Origin of the sequence: Proteus sp. G2300 (assembly GCF_009915965.1) — a bacterium.
In the GTDB taxonomy this organism is placed as follows: Bacteria; Pseudomonadota; Gammaproteobacteria; order Enterobacterales; family Enterobacteriaceae; genus Proteus; species Proteus vulgaris.
Window position 1 is genome coordinate 238,770 of the sequence record NZ_JAABNK010000024.1, and the last position, 25,282, is coordinate 264,051.

The 25,282-nt window shown below is 37.1% G+C and carries 19 protein-coding genes and 9 tRNA genes; 12 read left to right on the forward strand and 16 right to left on the reverse strand.

Annotation, left to right across the window (positions count from 1 at the left end):
- Window positions 1-395 precede the first annotated feature (395 nt).
- The 3 genes from phsA to phsC are packed head-to-tail and all read left to right on the forward strand — an operon-like array spanning window position 396 to window position 4,041.
- Complete coding sequence (gene phsA / locus GWI97_RS15545; RefSeq protein WP_036935481.1) at window positions 396-2,675, forward strand: thiosulfate reductase PhsA; 2,280 nt, start codon at window positions 396-398, stop codon at window positions 2,673-2,675.
- 14 nt (window positions 2,676-2,689) lie between these two features.
- Window positions 2,690-3,265, forward strand: coding sequence for a 4Fe-4S dicluster domain-containing protein (locus GWI97_RS15550; RefSeq protein ID WP_036935479.1), 576 nt, complete (start codon window positions 2,690-2,692; stop codon window positions 3,263-3,265).
- A complete protein-coding gene (phsC, locus tag GWI97_RS15555) occupies window positions 3,262-4,041 on the forward strand; it encodes a thiosulfate reductase cytochrome B subunit (protein WP_161752132.1) in 780 nt (259 codons plus the stop codon). Before GWI97_RS15550 ends, phsC begins: the two co-directional genes overlap by 4 nt.
- 1,368 nt (window positions 4,042-5,409) lie before the next feature.
- Here the strand turns inward: phsC and GWI97_RS15560 are convergent.
- The 8 genes from GWI97_RS15560 to GWI97_RS15595 form a co-directional block, all read right to left on the reverse strand.
- Window positions 5,410-5,712 (reverse strand): helix-turn-helix domain-containing protein, encoded by a 303-nt coding sequence (locus tag GWI97_RS15560; RefSeq protein WP_036935475.1) that lies wholly within the window; start codon window positions 5,710-5,712, stop codon window positions 5,410-5,412.
- Window positions 5,713-7,868: 2,156 nt separating this feature from the next.
- A tRNA-Val gene (locus GWI97_RS15565) sits at window positions 7,869-7,944 on the reverse strand.
- A gap of 14 nt (window positions 7,945-7,958) precedes the next feature.
- Window positions 7,959-8,034: transfer RNA gene (locus GWI97_RS15570), tRNA-Lys, on the reverse strand.
- A gap of 40 nt (window positions 8,035-8,074) precedes the next feature.
- Window positions 8,075-8,150 (reverse strand) — tRNA-Lys (locus GWI97_RS15575).
- Window positions 8,151-8,188: 38 nt separating this feature from the next.
- Window positions 8,189-8,264 (reverse strand) — tRNA-Lys (locus tag GWI97_RS15580).
- Between the two features lie 41 nt (window positions 8,265-8,305).
- A tRNA-Val gene (locus GWI97_RS15585) sits at window positions 8,306-8,381 on the reverse strand.
- 43 nt (window positions 8,382-8,424) lie between these two features.
- Window positions 8,425-8,500 (reverse strand) — tRNA-Val (locus tag GWI97_RS15590).
- A gap of 39 nt (window positions 8,501-8,539) precedes the next feature.
- Window positions 8,540-8,615, reverse strand: a tRNA-Val gene (locus GWI97_RS15595).
- Between the two features lie 319 nt (window positions 8,616-8,934).
- Here GWI97_RS15595 and gltX point away from each other — a divergent pair.
- From gltX to GWI97_RS15610, 3 genes are all read left to right on the forward strand, one after another.
- A complete protein-coding gene (gltX, locus tag GWI97_RS15600) occupies window positions 8,935-10,353 on the forward strand; it encodes a glutamate--tRNA ligase (RefSeq protein WP_087803300.1) in 1,419 nt (472 codons plus the stop codon).
- A gap of 157 nt (window positions 10,354-10,510) precedes the next feature.
- A tRNA-Ala gene (locus tag GWI97_RS15605) sits at window positions 10,511-10,586 on the forward strand.
- Between the two features lie 27 nt (window positions 10,587-10,613).
- A tRNA-Ala gene (locus tag GWI97_RS15610) sits at window positions 10,614-10,689 on the forward strand.
- A 71-nt stretch (window positions 10,690-10,760) separates the two neighbouring features.
- On the opposite strand, the gene GWI97_RS15615 is transcribed toward GWI97_RS15610, so the two are convergent.
- Window positions 10,761-11,513 (reverse strand): SDR family NAD(P)-dependent oxidoreductase, encoded by a 753-nt coding sequence (locus GWI97_RS15615; RefSeq protein WP_036935471.1) that lies wholly within the window; start codon window positions 11,511-11,513, stop codon window positions 10,761-10,763.
- 175 nt (window positions 11,514-11,688) lie between these two features.
- Between GWI97_RS15615 and GWI97_RS15620 the strand changes: the two genes are divergently transcribed.
- On the forward strand, window positions 11,689-12,129 hold the full coding sequence (locus tag GWI97_RS15620; protein ID WP_087803298.1) for a MarR family winged helix-turn-helix transcriptional regulator: 441 nt from the start codon (window positions 11,689-11,691) through the stop codon (window positions 12,127-12,129).
- A 2-nt stretch (window positions 12,130-12,131) separates the two neighbouring features.
- Here the strand turns inward: GWI97_RS15620 and GWI97_RS15625 are convergent, their stop codons facing one another.
- The 4 genes from GWI97_RS15625 to zipA all read right to left on the reverse strand — a co-directional run bounded on the left by GWI97_RS15625 (window position 12,132) and on the right by zipA (window position 17,041).
- Window positions 12,132-12,347, reverse strand: coding sequence for a DUF3820 family protein (locus tag GWI97_RS15625; RefSeq protein ID WP_036935467.1), 216 nt, complete (start codon window positions 12,345-12,347; stop codon window positions 12,132-12,134).
- A 166-nt stretch (window positions 12,348-12,513) separates the two neighbouring features.
- Window positions 12,514-13,698, reverse strand: coding sequence for a NupC/NupG family nucleoside CNT transporter (locus tag GWI97_RS15630; protein ID WP_036935465.1), 1,185 nt, complete (start codon window positions 13,696-13,698; stop codon window positions 12,514-12,516).
- A gap of 229 nt (window positions 13,699-13,927) precedes the next feature.
- Window positions 13,928-15,955 (reverse strand): NAD-dependent DNA ligase LigA, encoded by a 2,028-nt coding sequence (gene ligA / locus GWI97_RS15635; protein WP_036935463.1) that lies wholly within the window; start codon window positions 15,953-15,955, stop codon window positions 13,928-13,930.
- Window positions 15,956-16,012: 57 nt separating this feature from the next.
- Complete coding sequence (gene zipA, locus GWI97_RS15640; protein ID WP_036935461.1) at window positions 16,013-17,041, reverse strand: cell division protein ZipA; 1,029 nt, start codon at window positions 17,039-17,041, stop codon at window positions 16,013-16,015.
- Between the two features lie 223 nt (window positions 17,042-17,264).
- Here zipA and cysZ point away from each other — a divergent pair, with 223 nt between their 5' ends.
- A complete protein-coding gene (gene cysZ, locus GWI97_RS15645) occupies window positions 17,265-18,035 on the forward strand; it encodes a sulfate transporter CysZ (protein WP_036935459.1) in 771 nt (256 codons plus the stop codon).
- 114 nt (window positions 18,036-18,149) lie between these two features.
- On the opposite strand, the gene GWI97_RS15650 is transcribed toward cysZ, so the two are convergent.
- The gene (locus tag GWI97_RS15650; protein WP_087803296.1) at window positions 18,150-18,680 is read right to left on the reverse strand and encodes a hypothetical protein; all 531 of its coding nucleotides are present in this window, start codon (window positions 18,678-18,680) and stop codon (window positions 18,150-18,152) included.
- Window positions 18,681-18,916: 236 nt separating this feature from the next.
- Here GWI97_RS15650 and cysK point away from each other — a divergent pair, with 236 nt between their 5' ends.
- The 4 genes from cysK to crr all read left to right on the forward strand — a co-directional run bounded on the left by cysK (window position 18,917) and on the right by crr (window position 22,885).
- Window positions 18,917-19,870 (forward strand): cysteine synthase A, encoded by a 954-nt coding sequence (gene cysK, locus GWI97_RS15655; RefSeq protein WP_161752133.1) that lies wholly within the window; start codon window positions 18,917-18,919, stop codon window positions 19,868-19,870.
- 332 nt (window positions 19,871-20,202) lie between these two features.
- Window positions 20,203-20,460, forward strand: coding sequence for a phosphocarrier protein Hpr (ptsH, locus tag GWI97_RS15660; RefSeq protein WP_006533407.1), 258 nt, complete (start codon window positions 20,203-20,205; stop codon window positions 20,458-20,460).
- 138 nt (window positions 20,461-20,598) lie between these two features.
- Window positions 20,599-22,326, forward strand: a complete 1,728-nt coding sequence (gene ptsI, locus GWI97_RS15665) for a phosphoenolpyruvate-protein phosphotransferase PtsI (RefSeq protein ID WP_036935453.1) — start codon at window positions 20,599-20,601, stop codon at window positions 22,324-22,326.
- Between the two features lie 49 nt (window positions 22,327-22,375).
- Window positions 22,376-22,885, forward strand: a complete 510-nt coding sequence (gene crr / locus GWI97_RS15670; protein ID WP_036935451.1) for a PTS glucose transporter subunit IIA — start codon at window positions 22,376-22,378, stop codon at window positions 22,883-22,885.
- A gap of 216 nt (window positions 22,886-23,101) precedes the next feature.
- On the opposite strand, the gene cysM is transcribed toward crr, so the two are convergent.
- Both cysM and cysA read right to left on the reverse strand, forming a co-directional pair.
- Complete coding sequence (gene cysM / locus GWI97_RS15675) at window positions 23,102-23,986, reverse strand: cysteine synthase CysM (protein WP_036935449.1); 885 nt, start codon at window positions 23,984-23,986, stop codon at window positions 23,102-23,104.
- A gap of 178 nt (window positions 23,987-24,164) precedes the next feature.
- Window positions 24,165-25,253, reverse strand: coding sequence for a sulfate/thiosulfate ABC transporter ATP-binding protein CysA (gene cysA, locus GWI97_RS15680; protein WP_036935447.1), 1,089 nt, complete (start codon window positions 25,251-25,253; stop codon window positions 24,165-24,167).
- Window positions 25,254-25,282: the final 29 nt, after the last annotated feature.

Below are 25,282 nucleotides of genomic sequence, written 5' to 3' on the forward strand. Positions count from 1 at the left end.
CACCTACCATCGATATATAGATAATTATATATCGATGGTTTTTTTTGTCAATTATTTGTTGTCACAAATCATATATTTTAAATACACTTTAATAAAACAGATTAATGACGTAAGTGAGTGAATTTAAAAGAAGTAAATATAACTATGGCATTCATTAAAATCTGCTCTTTAACCTCATAACCTTTATAACATAAGTTAATAGAAGAAAATAATTATCATTTAATTTTGTCTATTTTAGTTAATTTATTTTGTGACATTTATTAACGTCTTATTCTCTATTATTTATTATTTACAACTAACTTATCACTTATGAATTAATAAACTGGAGGCACCTTCAAATATTTATTTAATCGTCTATATATAATATTTAGCTATAAGAAGAAACTGGAGGTTATATGAGTATTAGTCGTCGTTCTTTCATTAAGGGGATGGGGGTAGGATGTGTAGGTTGTACCGTCAGTAGTTTACCACCTGGTGCACTTGCATTTAATCCTGTAGATTCTCTTAAGGGTCAGTCAACATTAACACCGAGTCTATGTGAGATGTGTTCCTATCGTTGCCCGATAGAGGCTCAAGTTGTTAACAATAAAACTGTATTTATCCAAGGAAACCGAAACGCAGAACATCAAAGTAGCCGAGTTTGCGCCAGAGGTGGAAGTGGCGTTAGCCTTGTTAATGATCCAAACCGTATTGTCAAGCCCATGAAACATAAAGGCCCAAGAGGTGCAGGTGAATGGGAGGTCATAAGCTGGGAACAAGCTTATAAAGAAATAGCAGAAAAAATGAATGCCATAAAACAAAACTATGGCGCAGAGAGCATCTCCTTTTCATCTAAATCAGGTTCACTCTCCTCTCACCTATTCCATTTAGCGGCTGCATTTGGTTCACCAAACACCTTTACACATGCCTCTACTTGCCCTGCCGGTAAAGCGATTGCTGCATCTGTTATGATGGGTGGCGATCTTAAGATGGATCTCGCAAATTCAAAATATATTCTCTCTTTCGGTCACAACCTTTATGAAGGCATCGAAGTTGCTGAAACACATGAACTCATGACAGCACAAGAGCGTGGTGCAAAATTAGTCAGTTTTGATCCGCGCTTATCGGTTGTTTCAAGTAAAGCGGATGAGTGGTTTGCTATTCGTCCAGGAGGAGATTTGCCTGTTCTTATGGCCATGTGCCATATCCTCATCAAAGAAGATCTCTACGATAAAGAGTTTGTTGAGAAATTTACGGTAGGTTTCCCACAATTAAAAGACGTTCTACAAGAAACAACGCCGGAATGGGCTCAAGCACACTCTGATGTTCCAGCTAAAGATATTGTTCGTATTGCTCGTGAGATTGCAGCAAAAGCACCTCACGCACTGATTATGCCTGGTCACCGCGCTACCTTTAATAAAGAAGAAATTAATATGCGCAGGATGATCTTCACCTTCAATGCGTTACTCGGCAACATTGAACGTGAAGGGGGGCTGTATCAGAAAAAAGCAGCGACAAAATACAATAAATTAGCAGGCATTGCGGTTGCTCCTGAATTAGCAAAACCAAGTGTTAAAGGTATGCCTGAAATTACCGCAAAACGCATTGATGCAACAGCACCTCAATTTAAATACATCAATAAAGGTGGCGGTATTGTTCAATCGATTATCGACTCAACATTAGAAGGCGTGCCGTATCAGACAAAAGCATGGATTATGTCTCGTCATAATCCATTCCAAACAGTCAGTTGCCGTCCTGATCTAGAAAAAGCAGCACAAAAGTTAGACTTAATTGTCAGTTGTGATGTGTATTTAAGCGAAAGTGCCGCTTATGCCGATTATTTATTACCTGAGTGTACCTATTTAGAACGTGATGAAGAAGTTGCTGATGTTTCAGGTTTAAATCCCGCTTATGCATTGCGCCAGCAAGTTGTCGAACCTATTGGTGATACTAAACCGAGTTGGTTAATTTGGATGGAATTAGGTAAAGCATTAGGATTAGAAGCCTGTTTCCCTTGGGAAAACATGGGTGTAAGACAGCTTTATCAAGTTAATGGTAGCGAAGAACTTTATAAAGAGATGCATAAAAAAGGCTATATCTCTTATGGCGTTCCACTATTATTACGCGAACCGTCTTATGTAAAAGCCTTTGTTGATCAATATCCTGATGCCATCAAACAGGTTGATAGCAACAATACCATGGAAAAAGCCCTCTCATTTAAATCACCAAGCGGCTTAATTGAAATCTACTCTGAAGAATTAGAAAGCCGTTTAGAAAACTACGGTATCCCACGCTTCCACAACTTCCCATTAAAAGAAAAAGATGAACTTTATTTTATCCAAGGTAAAGTCGCCGTCCACACTAATGGTGCAACACAATATGTGCCGTTATTAGCTGAATTAATGTGGGAAAACCCTGTTTGGCTTCATCCTGAAACAGCAAAAAATCACGGTATTAAACATGGCGATGAAATCATTCTAGAAAACAGTGTAGGTAAAGAAAAAGCACGCGCTTTAATCACTGAAGGTATTCGCCCAGACACTGTATTTGTCTATATGGGGTCGGGTGCAAAAGCAGGCGCAAAAACAGCAGCGACTACAACAGGTGTTCACTGTGGCAACTTATTACCTCATGAAATTAGTCCTGTATCGGGTACTGATGTACATACATCAGGTGTCAGAATTAGTCGGGCTTAAGGAAAAAAATAACGATGAACAATAATAAACAATTTGTCATGCTACACGATGAAAAACGTTGCATTGGGTGTCAAGCCTGTACTGTTGCATGTAAAGTCATCAATGATATTCCTGAAGGATTCAGCCGACTTCAAGTTCAAATTCAAGGCCCACATAATGATGAGGCGGGAAATCCACATTATCAATTTTTCCGTGTTTCATGTCAGCACTGTGAAGATGCACCTTGTGTTTCTGTTTGTCCTACTGGCGCCTCTTTTATCGATGAGAATGGCATCGTACAGGTGAAAAAAGAGCTGTGTATTGGCTGTGATTACTGTGTAGGTGCTTGTCCTTATCATGTCCGTTATATCAACCCAATGACGCATATCGCCGATAAATGTAACTTCTGCTCTGATACCCGATTAACTGAGGGCGAATTACCTGCGTGTGTATCAGTCTGCCCAACGGATGCGCTTGCTTTTGGTCGCATTGACTCACCTGAAATTCAGGCATGGATCAAACAAAAATCCGTTTATCAATACCAATTAGATAATGTCGGAAAACCAAGTTTATTCCGTCGTAAAGAAATCCATCAGGGAGATAAAGCATGACTAGTATCTGGGGAGCAGAACTCCATTATACGCCAGATTATTGGCCTGTATGGTTAATGGCCGCCGGGTTATTAATCGTTGCCATGATAGCCGTTTTGGTTATTCATGGCTTGTTGCGCTATGCCCTTGCACCAAAACACACTGGCCATTATGAAGAAGAGCGGGTTTATTTATATTCTAAAGCAATCCGTTTTTGGCACTGGGGTAATGCCTTGCTGTTTATCTTATTACTACTAAGTGGTTTTTTAGGGCATTTCTCTATTGGAAATGTCACTTCAATGGTGCTATTACATAAAATTTGTGGCTTTGTACTTATTGCATTCTGGATTGGTTTTATTCTTATCAATTTAACAACCAGTAACGGTGTACATTACAAAGTAAGGTTTAGTGGATTAATTGGTCGTTGTATTAAACAAGCTCGCTTTTACCTCTATGGCATAATGAAAGGCGAACCCCATCCTTTTGCAGCAACAGAAACTGATAAATTTAATCCACTTCAGCAACTTGCTTATTTAGGCGTAATGTTTGGGCTAGTACCACTGTTATTAGTAACAGGATTACTCTGTTTATATCCAGAAGTGCTTGGTTATGGCTACTGGATGTTAAAAGCACACTTAGTATTAGGTATTGTGGCATTAATGTTTATTTGTGCACACTTCTATTTATGTACATTGGGTGACACCTTTACACAAACATTCCGTAGTATGGTTGATGGTCATCATCGTCACCAAAAACATGATAATCATCGTTCAGCAAACGAAAAAATAGAACATTAAATTTTCTTAGCACTCAATACAGAATGTATCTCTATCTAAAATGCCCGCCCAAACGGGCATTTTTTGATGTTAGTATAGAAATATTTTTATAATCTAATTATTAGCAAACAAATATATCATTTTATTTGTATGTTATTCGGTGTATAGTCAGCTCTATATCGTTATGTGAATTTTTCATACCGATGGATTTAAATAATTAAAAAATACATTTTTGGAGTCTATCGTGAAGATAGTTATTATTTCGACAATAGCTCGTGTCATGGCACAAATATTAGCAATATCTACAAGCAGAGCCACTGTCAAAACGCTAAAAAAATTGCCGTGACCGTAGAATGCTAGGTAATGTTGTTAACTCTCACTTGGATGGCATGAATACTGTTTCTATCACCGCTTTTCTTATCAAAATATATGAGCGTATCGTTATTATAAATATTTAATAGATTCGCTTTATAGGCCAGCAAGTCTTAGTAGGTAGCTTCGTTTCACACAACAACGCCCAACTTTAAAAACTTAACCTCACTGAATACAACTTATGTTAATGATAACCAATTTAAAGGACATCTTGGTTTAGGTAGTGTTATTGGTGATAACAACACGTTCGGCTATCGCATTAATCTAATGCATAATTAAGGCTAAGGTTATGTGGTAGATAGCACCCCCGTCAGCGCATGAGCACTGCTTTTAATTGGAATATCTCTTCTGATACCGTGCTAGGTGTGAGTTTTACCAACTATTCTTCAATATCCCTCAGACAGATCAACAACTCGAATATAATTTGATACACCACCGTTTTTTCATCATGAAGGTGAAGAGGTAGTGAATTCCTTCATCATGAATAGTGTTTGTGACTATCCCTACATTGCCACTTTATGCTCAATACTTATAATTTGATCTAACTCTTATTTTTGACTAAATTCTCTTTTTCAATTTTTATCGTTTTAAAATTTATTCTTTTTAATCTCATTGATATAAAATACATAATTTACAACCCTAATTGCTTCATAAATGTTATTAAAAAGTAAAATTATAGCAAGTAATATAAGAACTGATTTCTGAGAGATTTATTTTAATAAGTATCTATCGCCTGTTGTTTTACGCATCACAATAGATATGAAAATATATTTCTCTTTTTATATAAACCTTAGTTATTTTTCAAAATGATTTTTCTTTTTCTTTCGCCAATTAAAATTTTCATTCTTCAAAAATGAAAAATGCCCTAATAAGGGCATTAGTTTAATTATAGTGGTTCCATCTTAATTATTAAGAAAATTCTTATTATTCGCTAATCAAAAAGATACATTTATATAAGAATTATCCTACTCTATTTAATTATTCTAAAATGGACGATCTTTTAATTTAAAGATATTTTTAGAAAATAGAGAGAGCCTTACTATCGAAATGAGATGGAATATGTTGTTCATTACGTTCAATTTCTTGAGCCATTCCACCGGTTACTTCTTCAAAGAAACTACCAATATTAACACCTAGTACTTCAAGCACTCTAACTAAGCAATCAATATCAATACGGTTTACACCACGCTCATAACGAAATAATTGTTGTTCACTAATATCAATCTCTTTTGCTAACTGAAATACAGTGTAACCTTGAGATTTTCTTAATGACTTAATTTTTTGTCCAACAGCATAAGCGACTGGATACTTGCTACTCATAATATGTTCTCGCTTTTCACTTTGATTGATATCTAATTTTATAATGGTGTATTATCTCGTTATAATATATAAAACCATATATTATTGAGAACACCTTTTTGTTTTAATAAAATATTATTTTAGTAGATAAGAAATATCACAATTCATAATATGACTTATCATATGTAAATAATATACTACGCATTTAAACACTTTCAACTAGTCGAAAAACGACAATACAAACTCAGCATTTTACTCATGCTAGTTAATAATACCTAGGATACTGAGATATACTCTTTATTTTCATATAGTTAAAATATTTTATTTATAAAATGGCACTTTTTTTTTCTTAAACTTTACTCACTAATTAGAATAAACATCTACATTATCTTTAATTTAAAGTACTATAATCTATTTTGTGTAAAAATAAATCAAGTTATGTCAGTCTAATTTATTTAAATTAATAAATTAACCTTATAAAGAAGATGACTTTCATATTATTATGAAATAGCTTAAGCAATATCAATGAAATCTGATGAATTTATAAATGCATAAAAATTATAATTTAAAATCAATAAATTACAAAACTTACAATAAAATATAGATAAAGATCACCTTTTAAACATTTGTTAATTAGTTTATATAAGCATAAACCCTTAGATCTTCGACTAAATATATTTAAAACATAATAATTACGTATTATTTTGGAATAAACAGGTAATATATTTAATTATCCATTTTCTTTGAATTTTTATTAATGAATAACTCATTTTTATTTTCATTTAAACTAAAAAAACCATTCATGCAATAAAAAAAATGGATAACTGTAAAAAATTTTTTATTTATCAAAAAGTTATAATTATATTGTATTTATTATAATAAATTAGGGTTACTTTATCGCCATATCGTATTATTCTTTCTTTTTCACTCAAATACATTCATTTTTTTAGCACCTAATCGAAATTATTATTGCAACTTAAACTAAATTTAAAAAGGAATGGTCTGTTAAATATCAATTTTAGTATGATCTAATTTTGTTAAAAAATACAAAAAATTCTTTTTTCACATCCTAAGTAGTTATACTTATCTAGTATAAGAGTTATTCTTAGGGCTAAATAAACATTAATATTTTTATATGATTTATATTCCTGCCAAATGCACAATTTTCTCCATTTTCAGTAAAAAATGAAATTAACCACTTAAGGTTAAATCAATTCCTGATTAAATAAGTACTTTTTGCTTCATATCATTTACTCCATAGTTCATTATGGTGAAAATTTTGACAAACATCAAACTTTAACTATAAATGCATTAAAATCATCAAGTTAGATTAGACTCTTTATCTTCTCATTACTTAAAAAAAGAATAAAAATATATAAAATATTATTATATTTAATCATTTAATTTCATTGTGTTAGTAAAAAACAAATAATGATTAAGAAAGATTAACTATAAAATGCATTTTTTATCTTTAATTCTTCATTTTTTCATCAAAAATAAATAATGATCTTTTTATGATGATCATAAAAAAATGTTTTAACATACTAATTTTATGAGGGTTTTATCTTATTAAGTGCCCCATGCTATTCAACATACTGTTTTAACGTTATTTAATTTTGTAAATAAACTGAAAAAAAACCACAAAAACGCCTAAAAGGAGTAAATCTTTCTTTTGATATTTATATCGTTTTTCGCGTGTTATTAGGTCAATACGTAAATCATATCCAGAGATTTAAGCCTCCTTTTTTAAAGTAGAATGACCAATAAGACATAAAAGTGACTGTTTTTTTAGGGGGAGAATCCGCTATTTTCCTGATAAAGCATAACAAAATGTAAAAAGTTGTAATAAAGAATCACGTGTTAGCCTTCTTTAAGATAGACAGTTTAATGCTTTAATAGACTAAATTAGTTTTATAAGGGGAGAAGCCAAGGGGGAAATAAGATTATTGGCTAGAAGCTACATAAAAAGAAATGAAGCCAGTACGATGATTTAGAAAGCACATATACCAGTAATTATTGTAATAAATACAACGCAATAAACTGAAAAATGAATTCAGAACAATCATATACTTATATTGTGGTTATTCATAAATAAAAAAGCAAAACAACTACTATGAATTATTTAAAGAATAAGACGAAAGATAAATAAGAAAGCATAATGGAGGAAAAGAGAAAAGTGGTGGGCGGTATTGGGCTCGAACCAACGACCTCCTCCTTGTAAGGGAGATGCTCTACCAACTGAGCTAACCGCCCGCTTGATTATTAAATGGTGGGTCGTGGGCGATTCGAACGCCCGACCAATTGATTAAAAGTCAACTGCTCTACCGACTGAGCTAACGACCCCTTTAATAATTTTGCGTCAATCTGTAAGTAGCTTTGTGAATGGTGGGTCGTGGGCGATTCGAACGCCCGACCAATTGATTAAAAGTCAACTGCTCTACCGACTGAGCTAACGACCCGTCACAATATTCACTACTTTATGTTGTATTCTTAGGCATGGTGGGTCGTGGGCGATTCGAACGCCCGACCAATTGATTAAAAGTCAACTGCTCTACCGACTGAGCTAACGACCCATACCTAATTATGTGATATTGCGCGAAATAACCGAATGAAGTGGTGGGCGGTATTGGGCTCGAACCAACGACCTCCTCCTTGTAAGGGAGATGCTCTACCAACTGAGCTAACCGCCCACTTCATGATGACTAAATTCTCACTACCACGCTTTAATGTAATTGGTGGGCGGTATTGGGCTCGAACCAACGACCTCCTCCTTGTAAGGGAGATGCTCTACCAACTGAGCTAACCGCCCAATTACATTAAATCATACAACGTACCACAACGATAATAATGGTGGGCGGTATTGGGCTCGAACCAACGACCTCCTCCTTGTAAGGGAGATGCTCTACCAACTGAGCTAACCGCCCGTCGTGATGGGGTGCATTATAGGGATACTGCGCTATGAGTCAACGATTTTTATCAGATTTTTATCGTGAAAATGACTGTTCGTTTTATTTTTAGTCAAGATGCTTTTTTTAGCACCATAAGTAACACAGCAATTAATCAAAATAATCTTCTGTGTGTTCTTCGTCAAACAAAAAATCATCAATTTGAAATTTTTATCTCTGTTAAAAGCTTAATGCCATTGAGGAATTAGCATCCAGTGATAAAATAAGGCAACCATTTTGTTTTTTTGATAATCACGATTACTTATTTATATAAGTAAGACGTACTAAGGCAATCCCAATGAGTAAAATAAAAACCCGTTTTGCACCAAGTCCTACTGGCTATCTACATGTTGGTGGTGCGCGTACCGCACTTTATTCCTGGTTATATAGCCGTCATAATAAGGGCGAGTTTGTACTGCGTATTGAAGACACCGACTTAGAACGTTCTACTCAGCCAGCCATTGATGCAATCATGGATGGTATGAATTGGTTAAATCTGAATTGGGATGAAGGTCCTTATTATCAGACTAAACGCTTCGATCGCTATAACCAAGTTATCGATCAAATGTTATCTGCGGGTACCGCGTACCGTTGTTATTGCTCTAAAGAACGCTTAGAACAATTACGCGAAGATCAAATGGCAAAAGGTGAAAAACCTCGTTACGATGGCTGTTGCCGTGGTGGTAATCATAATCACAGTGCTGATGAACCTCATGTTGTACGTTTCTTAAATCCACAAGAAGGCTCTGTAATTTTTGATGATAAAATCCGTGGCCCAATTGAATTTAGCAACCTAGAACTGGATGACCTTATTATTCGTCGTACTGATGGGTCTCCAACTTATAACTTTTGTGTTGTTATCGATGACTGGGATATGGAAATCACTCACGTTATTCGTGGTGAAGATCACATCAACAATACACCTCGCCAAATCAATATTCTCAAAGCATTAGGTGCACCTGTCCCTGAATATGCCCACGTCTCAATGATTTTAGGTGATGACGGTAAAAAACTATCCAAGCGCTATAATGCCGTAAGTGTGATGCAATATCGTGATGACGGCTATTTACCAGAGGCTCTGCTAAACTACTTAGTACGTTTAGGTTGGTCTCATGGTGACCAAGAGATCTTTTCTATTGATGAAATGATTGAGCATTTTACTTTAGAAGCTATCAGTAAATCAGCCAGTGCATTTAACACTGATAAATTACTTTGGTTAAACCATCATTATATTAATACACTACCAGCAGAAAAAGTTGCCGTTCACTTAGATTGGCATATCAAACAACAAAATATTGATACCAGCAATGGTCCATCATTAGTTGAACTGATCAAATTATTAGGTGAACGCTGTAAAACGTTAAAAGAAATGGCTGAAAGTTGCCATTACTTCTATGTTGATTTCGAGACCTTTGAAGAAACAGCAGCAAAAAAACATTTACGCCCAGTCGCTCGCCAACCATTAGAAGTGGTTCGTGATAAATTATCAGCAATTACAGATTGGACTGCTGAAAATGTTCACCAAGCCATTCAAGATACCGCTGATGAATTAGAAATCGGTATGGGTAAAGTCGGTATGCCATTACGTGTTGCTGTAACGGGTGCAGGCCAATCTCCTGGTTTAGACGTTACTGTTCACGCTATTGGTAAAACTCGTAGTATTGCACGTATTAATAAAGCATTAGACTTTATTACTGAAAGAGAAAACCAAGCCTAATTTGCTTGCTAATTTGGCTTCCTAAAAAAGATACATTCCTAAAATAGGACGTGTATCTTTTTTTTGTACTCTTTTTCAGCAATCAACAAATAATATGAAATTAACTGATTGACAGTATTGTGCTTGTTGCCTATTATCAAGCCCGTTCCAGTATGTTGGGGCTATAGCTCAGTTGGGAGAGCGCTTGCATGGCATGCAAGAGGTCAGCGGTTCGATCCCGCTTAGCTCCACCAATATACGTTTAGAACACTACAATATCTGGGGTTATAGCTCAGTTGGGAGAGCGCTTGCATGGCATGCAAGAGGTCAACGGTTCGATCCCGTTTAGCTCCACCAGAATTTCAAGATCCTGAAGCGAAATCTTCGGGATTTTTTTTGTTTTCTATTCTTCCTGATTTATTTTATTTCTATTGTGCAGTGTAACCACCATCAATGGCATAGAATGCTCCTGTTGTGAAACTACTCTCATCTGAAAGTAAAAAAGCAACGGTTTTAGCGACTTCATCTCTCGTTGCCATCCGTTTCATTGGGTGTGTATTTGCCATCCACTCACGCACTTCATTTGGCAGTACTTGCATTCTTGGCGTATCAACATAACCAGGGCCTATTGCATTAATCCTCACGCCTTTATCTGCAAATTCAAGAGCTACTGAACGTGTAATACCCAACACAGCATGTTTTGCTGCGGTATACGCTGAAATCCCCGCTATCCCAACAATACCATTAGAAGACGAAAGATTCACAATACTCCCTCCCCCACTTTTTAATATTGCAGGTATGCCATATTTCAAACCATAAAATACGCCATTAATATCGGTATCAATTACTGTTTTCCAATCCTCAATATCATAATCCACGATTGGCGTATTATGAGGCCCCGTGACCCCTGCATTATTAACCAAGCCATGTAATGCCCCAGCTTGCGACATAACAGCCTCAATCATTTTTTCAACTTGAGAAGGTGAGGTCATATCAGCCTGTAAAGCAATGACTTTTTTACCTGTTGCATCAATAGAATGCGCTGTTTTTATGACTTTTTCTAAATGCCGACCTGTAATAAAAACCATTGCTCCACGCTGAAAAAGTAGTTGTGCAATGCCTTCACCAACACCAGTACTCGCTCCCGTTACTAAAATTACTTTATCTTCAAAATAGCTCATCTCACTAGCCTCTTTCATAATTAAATAGTTATTATAACACCCACAATATAATTAACTAAAGTTAACTATATTTTATCTTATTTGATTAAATTTAGTTAATCAATATAAAATTTATTCAATGCCAGCGACCTGTTATTATTAACTTTAGTTAACAGTAATATGAGAGTAATTATTTGTGGATAAAAATAAATTAGAAAATGCCTTGTCATTATTACAATGCACTCTTGTTGCACAACGAACTCGTTATACACCTGAACCTGTCACTTGGGGTCAATATGATATTTTAGAATTATTACGCCTACGAGGCGACTTAACACCTTCCCAATTAAGTAATTCGTTAGCAATTTCAAGACAAAATTTATCGAAGTTTATGCGAGGATTAAAAGCCTTAGGCTTTATTACACAATATCGTTCTGAGAAAGATAAACGCGAATTTATTACTCAACTAACCGATGAAGGGCATGCATTTTTAGAAAGGGCTGCATTAGGCCGAAAGCAGAATGCAAAAAAAATTCAGGAAAGATTAACAATTGAAGAGCAAACATTATTTATTGAATTAAGTCAAAAAATTATTAATGCATTAACATCTGAAAAATTAGGTATAAATAATGATTAAGATCACCGCTTTAATGGCTTCAATAGTCCCTCTAACCCTTCAATTTTAATTGCAAGGGTCATCTCCATGAGTTGCCCTAATTTTCCTTCTGGGAACGCCCCTTTCTTAGCAAACCATAATAAATACTCTTCAGGCAAATCGACCAACATTCGTCCTTTATACTTTCCAAATGGCATTTGTGTATTTGCTATATCAATAAGGTGTTGTTTCTCGAGCATGTTATATACCACTTTGTCATCGAAGGAATAGAGTCGATTATAAGGTAATTGAAAGATAAAAAAAGCAGTACCCGAAGGCACTGCTTGATTTTCTGTTACCTAATTAACAAATAACTCGGTTTACATTGTTATTTTATTCACATGCTATCTGTTTTATCTTGAGTGATTAAACAAACAGACCCGCGATAGCCGCAGATAAGAAGCTCACTAATGTAGAGCCGAACAGTAATTTCAGACCAAAACGAGAAACAACGTTACCTTGCATTTCGTTTAAACCTTTAATCGCACCTGCAACAATTCCGATTGAAGAGAAGTTAGCAAATGAAACTAAGAATACCGATAAAATACCCACTGAACGGGGTGAAATATCAGCTGCAATATCTTGTAAGCTACCCATGGCAACAAATTCGTTAGAGACTAATTTTGTTGCCATCACACTACCAACACGTAATGCGTCTTGTTCTGGTACACCAATCACCCATGCTAATGGATAGAAAACGTAACCTAAGCAATCTTGGAAACTGATACCAAAAATCATACTGAAAATTGCATTCACTGCAGCAATTAAGGCAATGAAACCAATCAGCATTGCAGCCACGATTAACGCAACCTTGAAGCCTGCTAAGATATATTCACCTAACATTTCAAAGAAGCTTTGGCCTTCATGCAGATTCCCCATTTGAATGTCTTCTTCATTCTCAACAGAATATGGGTTTATTACAGAAAGGACGATAAAAGTACTGAACATATTCAGTACTAAAGCAGCAACAACATATTTTGGATCTAGCATTGTCATGTATGCACCAACAATTGACATTGATACTGTCGACATAGCTGTTGCAGCCATCGTGTACATACGACGCTGGGACATTTTTCCTAATACATCTTTATAGGCAATAAAGTTCTCTGATTGCCCAAGAACTAATGAGCTCACTGCGTTGAATGATTCTAATTTCCCCATACCGTTCACTTTGGAAAGCACAGTACCGATAATGCGGATCACGAAAGGTAATACTTTGATATGTTGAAGAATACCAATTAATGCAGAAATAAAGATAATTGGACAAAGTACATTCAGGAAGAAGAATGCTAAACCACCTTTCATCATGCCACCAAATACAAATTCAGTCCCTTGAGCGGCATAACCTAATAAGTGATCAAATAATCCAGCGAAGCCACGAACAAAGCCTTCACCAACATCAGAGTTGAGGAAGAACCATGCCAATGCGATTTCAATAACTAATAACTGCACGATATAACGCAGACGGATCCCTTTGCGGTTATTACTCGCAATGAATGCTAATGCGCCAATAACGGCGAGTGCCAAAACGAAGTGAATGATAGAAGACATGCATGCTCCAAAAATAAAAATAAATCTTGAGGAGCATTTTATGTAACGCGTAACATTACGATGTGACTATTGTCACAATATCATGAAACTGCATACACACTAATTATTAAATAAGATAGGTTGATCACACTTTATGAGTTACTAAAGAAACATTAAATGTAAATTTCGCTTAAGTAAAAAAATGCTACTGAGAGCATTTCTCAGTAGCATTTATCAAATAATAGAGTGATTATTTAGATTGATCAAGTAATCTTATCATTTCATCTTCATCAATAACGGTTATCTCTAACTCGTTAGCTTTCACTAACTTAGAGCCCGCGGCTTCGCCCGCTATCACCATATCTGTCTTCTTAGAAACACTTCCACTCACTTTTGCTCCTAAAGCAATTAATCTGTCTTTTGCTTCATCACGTGTTAATTGTGATAATGAACCCGTTAACACCACCGTTTTACCTGCAAAAGGATTATCGCCCGCTTCATGAGTCACAATCACGGGTGCTTGCCATGTAATACCTGCATCATTAATTAGCTGGTCAATAACTGTTTTATTGTGTTCTTCTTGGAAAAAGTTCACAACATGCTTAGCCACAATATCACCCACATCAGGGACTGATTTTAGCGCTTCAACATCTGCATTTCGTAATGCATCAAGCGTAGGAAAATGGGCTGTTAATCCACTTGCCGTAGCTTCACCTACTTCTCTAATTCCAAGTGCATAAATAAAACGCGCAAAAGTCGTTGATTTGGCTTTATCTAATGCTGTAATTAATTTTTTGGCTGATTTCTCACCCATTCGCTCTAAACCAGACAGGATTTTTTCATCTAAACGAAAAAGATCAGCAGGTGTTTTGACATACTCTTTTTCAACCAATTGGTCGATAATTTTATCGCCCATACCATCAACGTCCATCGCGCGACGAGAAACAAAATGCTTAAGAGCTTCTTTACGCTGTGCACCGCAAATCAACCCCCCAGTACAACGTGCAACGGCTTCGCCTTCAATACGCTCTATATCAGATTGGCAAATTGGGCATTGCGTTGGAAAAACAATCTTTTGTGCATCGGTAGGACGTTTCTCTTCAATCACACTAACAACCTGAGGAATAACGTCACCTGCACGACGAATAATCACAGTATCGCCAATGCGTATTCCTAAACGTTCAATTTCATCGGCATTGTGTAATGTGGCATTACTCACAACAACACCAGCAACTTGTACCGGCTCTAAACGCGCAACGGGAGTAATTGCGCCAGTACGACCAACCTGGAATTCAACATCTTTAATGATAGTCATTTGCTCTTGTGCTTGAAATTTATAAGCAATTGCCCAACGCGGTGCTCTTGAAACAAAACCCAACTCTTCTTGCAGAGCAATATCATCCACTTTAATCACAACGCCATCGATATCAAAACCTAAATTAGGGCGGATCTCTTCTATATGATGATAAAACTCAAGAACAGCTTTACTACCAGTACACAGCTTTACCACATCACTAACAGGTAATCCCCACTCTTTAAATCGTTGTAAACGCGCATAATGGCTTGTCGGTAATTCGCCACCTTCAAGCACACCTACGCCATAGCAGAAAAAGGTTAATGGCCGTTTCGCTGTGATACGCGGATCAAGTTGTCGTAAAGATCCCGCGGCCGCATTACGAGGGTTAGCAAATACTTTCCCTCCTGTACGACGTGCTTCTTCGTTTAAATATTCGAAGCCTTTTTCGTTCATAAAGACTTCACCTCGGATCTCAATACGAGCAGGGATATTTTCGCCATATAAACGCAGTGGAATAGCTTTAATCGTTCTTACATTTTCAGTGATATTTTCCCCTGTTGTACCATCCCCACGCGTTGCCGCTTGTACTAACACACCATTTTCATAAAGTAAGCTAACAGCAAGACCATCAAGTTTTAATTCACAGCAAAAAGTTATTTCTTCGCTATTTTTTAATCGATCACGCAAGCGTTTATCAAATGCTTGATAGCTTGTTTCATCAAAAGCGTTATCCAAAGATAGCATCGGAATTTCATGTCTCACTTGCTCAAAGGCAGTGAGTGGTAATGCCCCAACACGTTGTGTAGGGGAATCAGAGGTAATTAATTCAGGGTATTCAGTTTCTAATGCCTTTAGCTCATTCATTAAGCGATCGTATTCAGCATCAGGTATTTCAGGTGCATCCATGACATGATAAAGATATTCATGGTGACGTAAAGTAACGCGAAGTTTATCAATTTTTTGTTGAATGTTTTTATTCATGATTTATCACCAAAGAAGAAAAACCCCCGCAAGCGGGGGCTTTTTTACAGATAGAAACTATTGATTTAAATCTAGTGTCCTGCGAATTTTAGATTTATAAAGCTCGATTTTTTGTGGCGTTAAGAGTTTGCGTTCATCATCAAGCACAACCCCTCCCACATCAGATGCTATACGTTGAGCCGTCAGTAACATCAATTTAAAGTTTTGATTAGCATCACCATAAGACGGCACCATCATAAACATAGAGACACCTGGCGTGGTTAATTCAGCCATCGTATCAATGTCAAAGGTTCCCGGCTTCACCATATTCGCTAAGCTAAACAAAACAGGGCCATTAGCTGTTGGATTAAGGTGACGATGGAAAATATTCATTTCTCCAAACTGGAATCCAGCTTGCATAATACTTTGCATCAATACTTCGCCATCCAACATTTGACCATGGTGTGCACTCACGTTTAAGACAATAACCAGCTCTTTCTCTGCGATTTCTGCCGATGGCTCAGATCCCGCTTTTGGCTCTTCATCCGGAGCATAATCCGAAGCCTCAGTCTCAACAGGAGTTACATGGGCCGTTGTCTCTGAAATCGAAGGCTCTGAACTCACCGATGGACTTACTGTATTACCGGGTGATTTTATCTCACTCGCAACATTAGCCACAGATGCTTGTATTGGCTCATCCCTGACAACAGGTGCAGACTCTTTTTCAATAACATCAAATACACCAAGACTTGGCTCTTGTTGTAATGATGTCTCGTTAGAATGCCCTTTTGCTTGGTTTTCAGACATTAATGGATCTCTATCAGCCACCGAAAATTCAGGTTCATGTAGAGACTCCGATTTTATCGGTGGCTCACTCTCCCGTTTTTCAGTAGAGGACAAAGTTGATGTCTGATGACTAACCTCAGCATATTGTGGTTCGTCATCGTTCTCATCTGACTGATAATTCTGTTTCTGACGTTTTACTGGGCGATTACGGAAAAGCTTAGAACGCTCTTTTCGACCAATCCATAAGCCGTGTAATAACAAAGCTATGATTAAAATCGCACCAACAACGATTAATATCAGACGCAAATTTTGCTGCATCATTTCTATCTCTGTTGTCTTGAGGTTTAATAGCCACGTTGGCAAATATTACTTTTTACTAAGAGTATTTGCCAACGCTCATAAGTGCAAGCCAATACTTAATTTTCTTGTCACAAAGATACACACTTCAATCTCTTATGCACATTTTTTAGACAATTCATGACTAGTAAGGCTGATTATCTCCCTATATGATACTAGCTTGCCCTCATTGGAGAGAATAGGAAGTATGACAAATTTGACAGAAACGAATAAAAATTTAAATGGATTTCATTATTTTGCTCTTGGTTGGCGTTTAATTACACGCAAAGGGCTAAAACGTTTTGTTATCTTACCCCTACTTGCCAATATTATTATTCTCGGAAGTGCCTTTTGGTGGTTATATGGTCAAATAGGTGGCATGGTCAATTGGATGATGGAAAAAGTCCCTGATTGGTTACAATGGCTAAGTTATTTAATTTGGCCATTATCCGTTATTTTTATTTTATTGGTGTTCACTTATTTCTTTAGCACCTTAGCCAATATTATTGCCTCCCCTTTTAATGGCTTATTGGCTGAAAAACTGGAAGGTCAAATAACCGGTATTACACCGCCAGACACTGGTATTACAGGTATTTTGAAAGATGTTCCACGTATTTTAAAACGTGAGTTAATTAAAATAGCTTATTATTTACCTCGCGCTATTGTCTTGTTATTACTCTATTTTATCCCAGTTGTCGGACAAACCGTTGCCCCTATTTTATGGTTTGCTTTTGGTGCCTGGATGATGGCAATTCAATATAATGACTTCCCGTTTGATAACCATAAAATTTCATTCGCAACGATGAAATCTTCACTCAAACAGGACAAATGGAATAATCTTCAATTTGGTATGATTATTAATATTTTCACCATGATCCCTATTCTAAATTTAGTTATCATGCCTGTCGCTATTTGTGGTGCAACAGCAATGTGGTGCGACCGTTATCGCAAACAACATACACAAGAAGGACAGTGGTAAGCTTTATTTAGCTACTTATCGATAATGTTGAAAAACCCCGTTTATTTAAAGCGGGGTTTTATTTTATAGATTATGTTTAAAAACACTCATTGGCATTTTTAACCATTGTGCATATTACTCAATGAGTGAGCGGATATAATCTTTTGTTTCTTCCCTATCCATAGGCTCGCGCTCATTAATGCCCATTTCAAAAATATTTAAAGCGCTATCTAATTTTTCAATGAGCTCGTCGTCATTTCGAATACAGAAAATATACGCATTTTCAAATGGAGTAAGATCCACTAGCCGTAATTCTTGTTCTACTAAAAAGTGATTAATATATTCCAGATAAGGTAATTCATAAGGTAGCATATAAGGATCAGCACTCGCCTCATCCCAATTGATTTTTTCAACTTCAGATAAAATCAATGCGCCGGGGGATTCAGAAAAAGAGATTTGTTCTAACGACTTCAAATCAGGGATATCACCAAAATATTCTGTCCATTCAACATAATCCATTAACCCTTGTGCAGAGAGTGACTCGTATAACCAATTGAGTACATCTTCTTGAGCATCAGACTCTGGTAAACTTTCACGCAATGCTTGTGTGTCTAATTCAGGTACAGCGAGTTCAAGTGCAGTAATCAACTCTTCTATCGTTTCCATTATGACCCCTGTATTTACAATGAACTTAGTTAAAAATAGATTATCAACCATTAATATACTGTACATCTCTTGATTTATTAATTTGTGAATCTACTCACTCGCCCTTGATTAGAACCATTTGGAATAAAAAGAAGAAAAAGTTATAAGGATATTCATAAAGCTTATTTCCATCTTTGTCTTGATGGCGTATGGTAATTTCATCTGACCTTATAAAAAATCATGTACCGAGGATAAAAATGAGCAAGATTTTCGAAGACAACTCGCAAACTATTGGACACACTCCCTTAATTCGCTTAAAGCATTTCGGAAATGGTAACATTCTAGCTAAAGTGGAATCTCGTAACCCAAGCTTTAGTGTGAAATGCCGCATCGGTGCCAACATGATTTGGGATGCAGAAAAAAAAGGCATCCTAACAGAAGGTGTTGAGCTTGTAGAGCCAACAAGTGGCAATACAGGGATTGCACTTGCTTATGTTGCAGCTGCACGCGGATACAAATTAACCTTAACCATGCCTGACACCATGAGTGTTGAACGTCGAAAACTACTCAAAGCACTAGGTGCCAACTTAGTACTCACTGATGGCGCAAAAGGCATGAAAGGAGCTATCGATAAAGCCAATGAAATTCGTGATAGCGATCCTAGTCGTTATCTTTTGCTACAGCAATTTAGTAATCCAGCTAACCCTGAAATTCATGAGAAAACCACAGGCCCTGAAATTTGGAGCGACACTGATGGTGAAGTCGGTGCGGTGATTGCAGGTGTCGGTACTGGTGGTACGATTACGGGAATTGGCCGTTACTTGAAAAAAACTAAAGGCAAAGCGGTGACAATGGTTGCTGTTGAACCAACTGGTTCTCCTGTTATTACACAAGCCTTAGCGGGTGAAGCAATTAAACCAGGCCCTCATAAAATCCAAGGTATTGGTGCCGGTTTTATCCCTGAAAACCTAGATTTATCGTTACTGGATCGCGTGATTCAGATCACAAACGAAGAAGCTTTTGACACTGCGCGAGAATTAATGACCAAAGAAGGTATTTTAGCGGGTATTTCTTCTGGAGCAGCAATTGCGGCAGCCGTAAAATTGTCAAAAGAACCCGAATTTGCCAACAAAGAAATCGTGGTAATTTTGCCTTCTTCAGGTGAGCGATATTTAAGTACCCCACTTTTTGCTGATATTTCTGATAGCTAAATCGCATCATCTCAATTGTAAAATATTTATTAAAAAAGCACCTTAAAGGTGCTTTTTTTGTGGTAGAGATCAAACTTTGTCATCCAGATAGGTGATTTATTCCTTCGAGTTTAGTATTTAATCAATTAATTATTTCGAAGGTCGAAATTAATCAGAAAATAATCGAGATGATAAAATTACACTCTTTTATTTTCCTGAACACTATTTTTATCAGATGACACATCATGACTTAATATTATCTGATATTGCTACGCAAAGCAGGACAAATTCATCTACACTTACTAAGTCCTGACTTAATGTGAACAATTGAGTTATAAAAGGAAAAAAATCCTATGTACCAGCAAGAAGTTACTATTACAGCACCAAACGGCTTACATACTCGTCCTGCGGCACAATTTGTAAAAGAAGCCAAAACGTTCTCTTCTGATATCACTCTTATCTCTAGTGGTAAATCTGCTAGTGCTAAGAGTCTTTTTAAATTACAAACTTTAGGTTTGACCCAAGGTACTGTAGTGACTATCTCTGCTGAAGGCGAAGATGAAAAGCAAGCCGTTGAAGCACTGGTAAAATTAATGGCGGAATTAGAATAATTCGCAATTAAGTATTAGCACAGTATTTATTCCCCTGAAACCATTCAGGGGAGTTAACTTCCAATGATGATTTTAAAACAACAGTATTTTGCAATCCTATTCTTTTAAGATTATCACCAGCAAGTCGTAGGATAAATTATGATTTCAGGAATTTTAGCATCACCCGGTATCGCATTTGGTCAAACCCTTCTCCTAAAAGAAGAACCCATCATCATTAGCCAACGTAAGATCCAAAGTGATGAAATTGAGAATCAAATCGAACGCTTTAAAGATGGTCGCAACAAATCTGCACAACAACTAGAAATCATTAAAGAGCGTGCTGAAAAAAATCTTGGTGCGGATAAAGCCGAGATTTTTGAAGGCCATATCATGTTGCTAGAAGATGAAGAGTTAGAGCAAGAAATTATCACTCTCATCAAGAGTGACAAAAAAACGGCTGAAGCCGCAGTTCAATCTGTTATTGAAGATCAAGCAACTGCCTTAGAAGCTTTAGACGATGAATACTTAAAAGAACGTGCTGCCGACGTTCGTGATATTGGTAAACGCTTAATGCGTAATATTTTAGAAATGCCAATTATCGATTTGAGTGCTATCTCAGAAAAAGTGATTTTAGTGGCGACAGACCTAACCCCTTCAGAAACCGCACAACTCAGCTTAGACAATGTATTAGGTTTTATCACTGACTTAGGGGGTAGAACATCACACACCTCTATCATGGCACGTTCATTAGAAATCCCTGCCATCGTGGGCACATCTAATGCTACACAAACCATTAAAAAAGACGATTATCTTGTTCTTGATGCAATTAATAACAAAATCATCATTAATCCATCCGACGAAGAACTCGAAGCATTAAAAATTATCAAAGAAGAGTATCTACACGAAAAAGAAGAATTAGCCAAACTCAAAGATTTACCCGCCATTACACTTGATGGGCACCAAGTCGAAGTTTGCGCTAATATTGGTACAGTCCGTGATGTTGCCGGTGCCGAGCGTAACGGTGCTGAAGGCGTTGGTCTGTATCGTACTGAGTTTTTATTTATGGATAGAGACTCTTTACCAACAGAAGATGAGCAATTCCAAGCCTATAAAGCGGTAGCAGAAGCAGTAGGTAGCCCAGCGGTTATTATTCGTACTATGGATATTGGTGGCGATAAAGACTTACCTTACATGAACCTACCCAAAGAAGAGAACCCATTCTTAGGTTGGCGTGCAATTCGTATTTGTCTTGACCGTAAAGAGATCCTTCATTCGCAATTACGTGCTATCTTAAGAGCATCTGCTTTTGGTAAACTACGCATTATGTTTCCAATGATTATCTCTGTTGAAGAGATCCGAGCATTGAAAGCAGAACTTGAAATATTGAAAAGCCAACTTCGTGAAGAAAACAAAGCTTTTGATGAGTCCATCGAAGTCGGTGTCATGGTAGAAACCCCCGCGGCTGCCGTTATGGCTCGCCATATGGCAAAAGAAGTTGACTTTTTCAGTATTGGGACTAACGATCTAACACAATATACTCTGGCTGTAGACCGTGGAAATGAGCTGATATCTCATCTATATAATCCGATGTCACCTGCCGTACTTAACCTGATAAAACAGGTGATTGATGCATCACATGCTGAAGGTAAATGGACTGGAATGTGTGGTGAACTTGCTGGGGATGAGCGAGCAACGTTGCTACTTCTAGGCATGGGATTAGATGAGTTTAGTATGAGTGCTATATCAATTCCTCGCATCAAAAAAGTGATCCGCAATGCGAATTACGATGATGCAAGAGCACTAGCAGAGCAAGCACTTGCTCAGCCTACTGCAAAGGAATTAATGGACTTAGTAGAAACTTTTACTAAAGAAAAAACACTGTGCTAATCACATTAGCCAGAGCCCGGTCCCAACTAAAATAATTAGGAGAAGATTCATGGGTCTGTTTGATAAATTAAAATCACTGGTTTCAGAGGAAAAGAAAGGCAGTGGCACGATTGATATTGTTGCACCACTTTCAGGTGAAATTGTCAATATCGAAGATGTTCCTGATGTTGTTTTCGCTGAAAAAATCGTAGGTGACGGTATTGCTATCAAACCTGCTGGTAATAAAATTGTTGCACCAGTCGATGGTACTATCGGTAAAATTTTCGAGACTAACCATGCTTTCTCTATTGAGTCTGACAACGGTATCGAGTTATTTGTCCACTTCGGTATTGACACTGTTGAACTGAAAGGCGAAGGATTTAAACGTATCGCTGAAGAAGGGCAGCAAGTAAAAGTAGGTGATACTATTTTAGAATTTGACCTGGCTGTATTAGAAGAAAAAGCAAAATCAGTTCTAACGCCTGTTGTTATTTCTAATATGGATGAAATTCAAGGTTTAACCAAAATGACAGGCCCAGTTACTGTTGGTGAAACCGTTATTATTCAGATTAAAAAATAATCTTCTGTTATGTTCTCTATTAAAACCGCCACCCTATGTGGCGGTTTTTTTATTTATTCAAAAACCTAAAAACAAAAAATACTCTAACGCATTCGACGATGTTATTACTCTAAATAATTCAAGGTATAGCTAAGCAACAAGTAAATGAGTCGCTAGGAGCATACATCAGTATGTGACTAGTGCGAATGAAAGCAGTCAACAACGCTACAACTTGAATTATGACGAGTAAACACCCGTCGACAAATAACGATCTCCCCTATCACACACAATCGCTACAATCACGGCGCCTGGATTTTCTTTTGCAACGCGCAGAGCGCCAGCAACAGCGCCTCCAGAACTTACACCACAGAAGATACCCTCTTGACTTGCTAAAAGGCGCATCGTTGATTCTGCTTCGATTTGTGACATATCTATCACCCTATCCACCAGCTCTTTTTTAAAAATTCCCGGCAAATAAGCAGGTGACCAACGACGAATACCTGGAATTTGACTTTTCTCTTCAGGCTGAAGGCCAATAACTTGCACGCTATCAGATTGTGTTTTTAAGTAACTTCCCACACCCGTGATCGTACCTGTTGTTCCCATACTCGAAACAAAATGCGTAATACGACCCTGTGTTTGTTGCCAAATCTCAGGACCAGTAGAAATAAAATGAGCTCTTGGATTATCTGGGTTATTAAATTGGTCTAATACCTTCCCTTCACCCTGTTGTTCCATCTGTTGTGCGAGATCTCGCGCACCTTCCATACCGATTTCACGGCTCACTAAAATAAGCTCTGCACCATAAGCTTGCATAGAAGCTTGACGCTCTTTACTCATATTCTCCGGCATTAACAGTTTTAAACGGTAGCCTTTTACCGCCGCAATCATCGCTAAAGCAATACCTGTATTACCACTGGTTGCTTCAATCAGCGTATCACCCGGTTTTATTTCACCACGTAATTCCGCTTGTTCAATCATCGATAATGCTGCTCTGTCTTTTACTGAACCTGCAGGGTTATTACCTTCAAGCTTAACCCATATTTCAGCGTCTACCTCTTGTGTAAGTCGTTGTAATTTGACTAATGGTGTATTACCAATAAATTGTTCTAACCCTGCCACAATAAGTCCCTGCTCATTTGTTTGTCTGTATTAATGAAGAAATCACATTTAACTTATTAACGCAATAATATTAATGTAATTCGATAAGTCTTTTCACGTTCATAGAAACCAAAACACCCATGCCAGAAATAAGCATGGGTGAAAAAGAGTGAGATAAAGCGATCTCTTAATAGTAGAACTAGGCGGTATAGGCTAACGATACCGTATTTAAGGGAGTATCCCCCTTATATAAACGAGCTTGGGCACCTCCCATATAATAGGTATTTCCTTTTGTTGGCACCGAAGAAATTTCATTCCAGACCGCGGTAATAGGTGTTTCGCTCCATCCTAATGGCTGTAAAATTAACTGCCAATAATGCCCTTTTGGTGATACCTCAATAACCTTAACCGGCAATCGACAAACACTATTAGCATGTACACTTAATGCAATTTCCCAAGGACGTAAAAATACATCAACAGAACCTTGATAAAGCGGTGTCACAGATAATGGCAGGTGATATCCCCCAATCTGTAATTGAGCACCATTAATTTCACCTTTTAGATGATTCACATCACCTAAAAATTCTAAAACAAAGCGACTTTTAGGTGATTGCCATACTTCTTGTGGTGTCCCTACTTGCTCTATTTTACCATTTCCCATAATCACGATACGATCAGCGACTTCCATTGCTTCTTGTTGATCATGAGTGACAAAGACACTGGTAAATTTAAGCTCTTCATGAAGCTCCCGTAACCAACGACGTAATTCAGTTCTTACTTTGGCATCTAAAGCACCAAAAGGCTCATCTAGTAGTAAGATTTGAGGTTCAACAGCTAAAGCTCTTGCTAAAGCAACACGCTGTTTTTGCCCGCCTGATAATTGTGCTGGATAACGTTGTGCTAAATGAGGCAACTGGATCATCTCTAGCAACTGTTGCACTTTTTTATGGATAACTTCTTTATTAGGTCGCTCTCGTCGAGGTAATACAGTTAAACCAAAGGCGATATTCTCAAATACCGTCATATGACGAAACAGTGCATAGTGCTGAAAAACAAAACCAACTTTACGATCTCGCGCATGTAATCGGCTAACATCTTCCTCTTCGAAACGAATACTTCCTTGGGTTTGATGTTCAAGCCCTGCAATAATGCGTAATAGTGTTGTTTTACCTGATCCTGAAGGTCCTAACAGTGCTACCATTTCACCTGAGGCTACATCAAGGTTGACATCATGCAACACTTCAGTGCGATCAAAATATTTTGTGACACTATTAATTTCAATACTCATATTTTGCCTCTACTTTGTGAAAATATGAT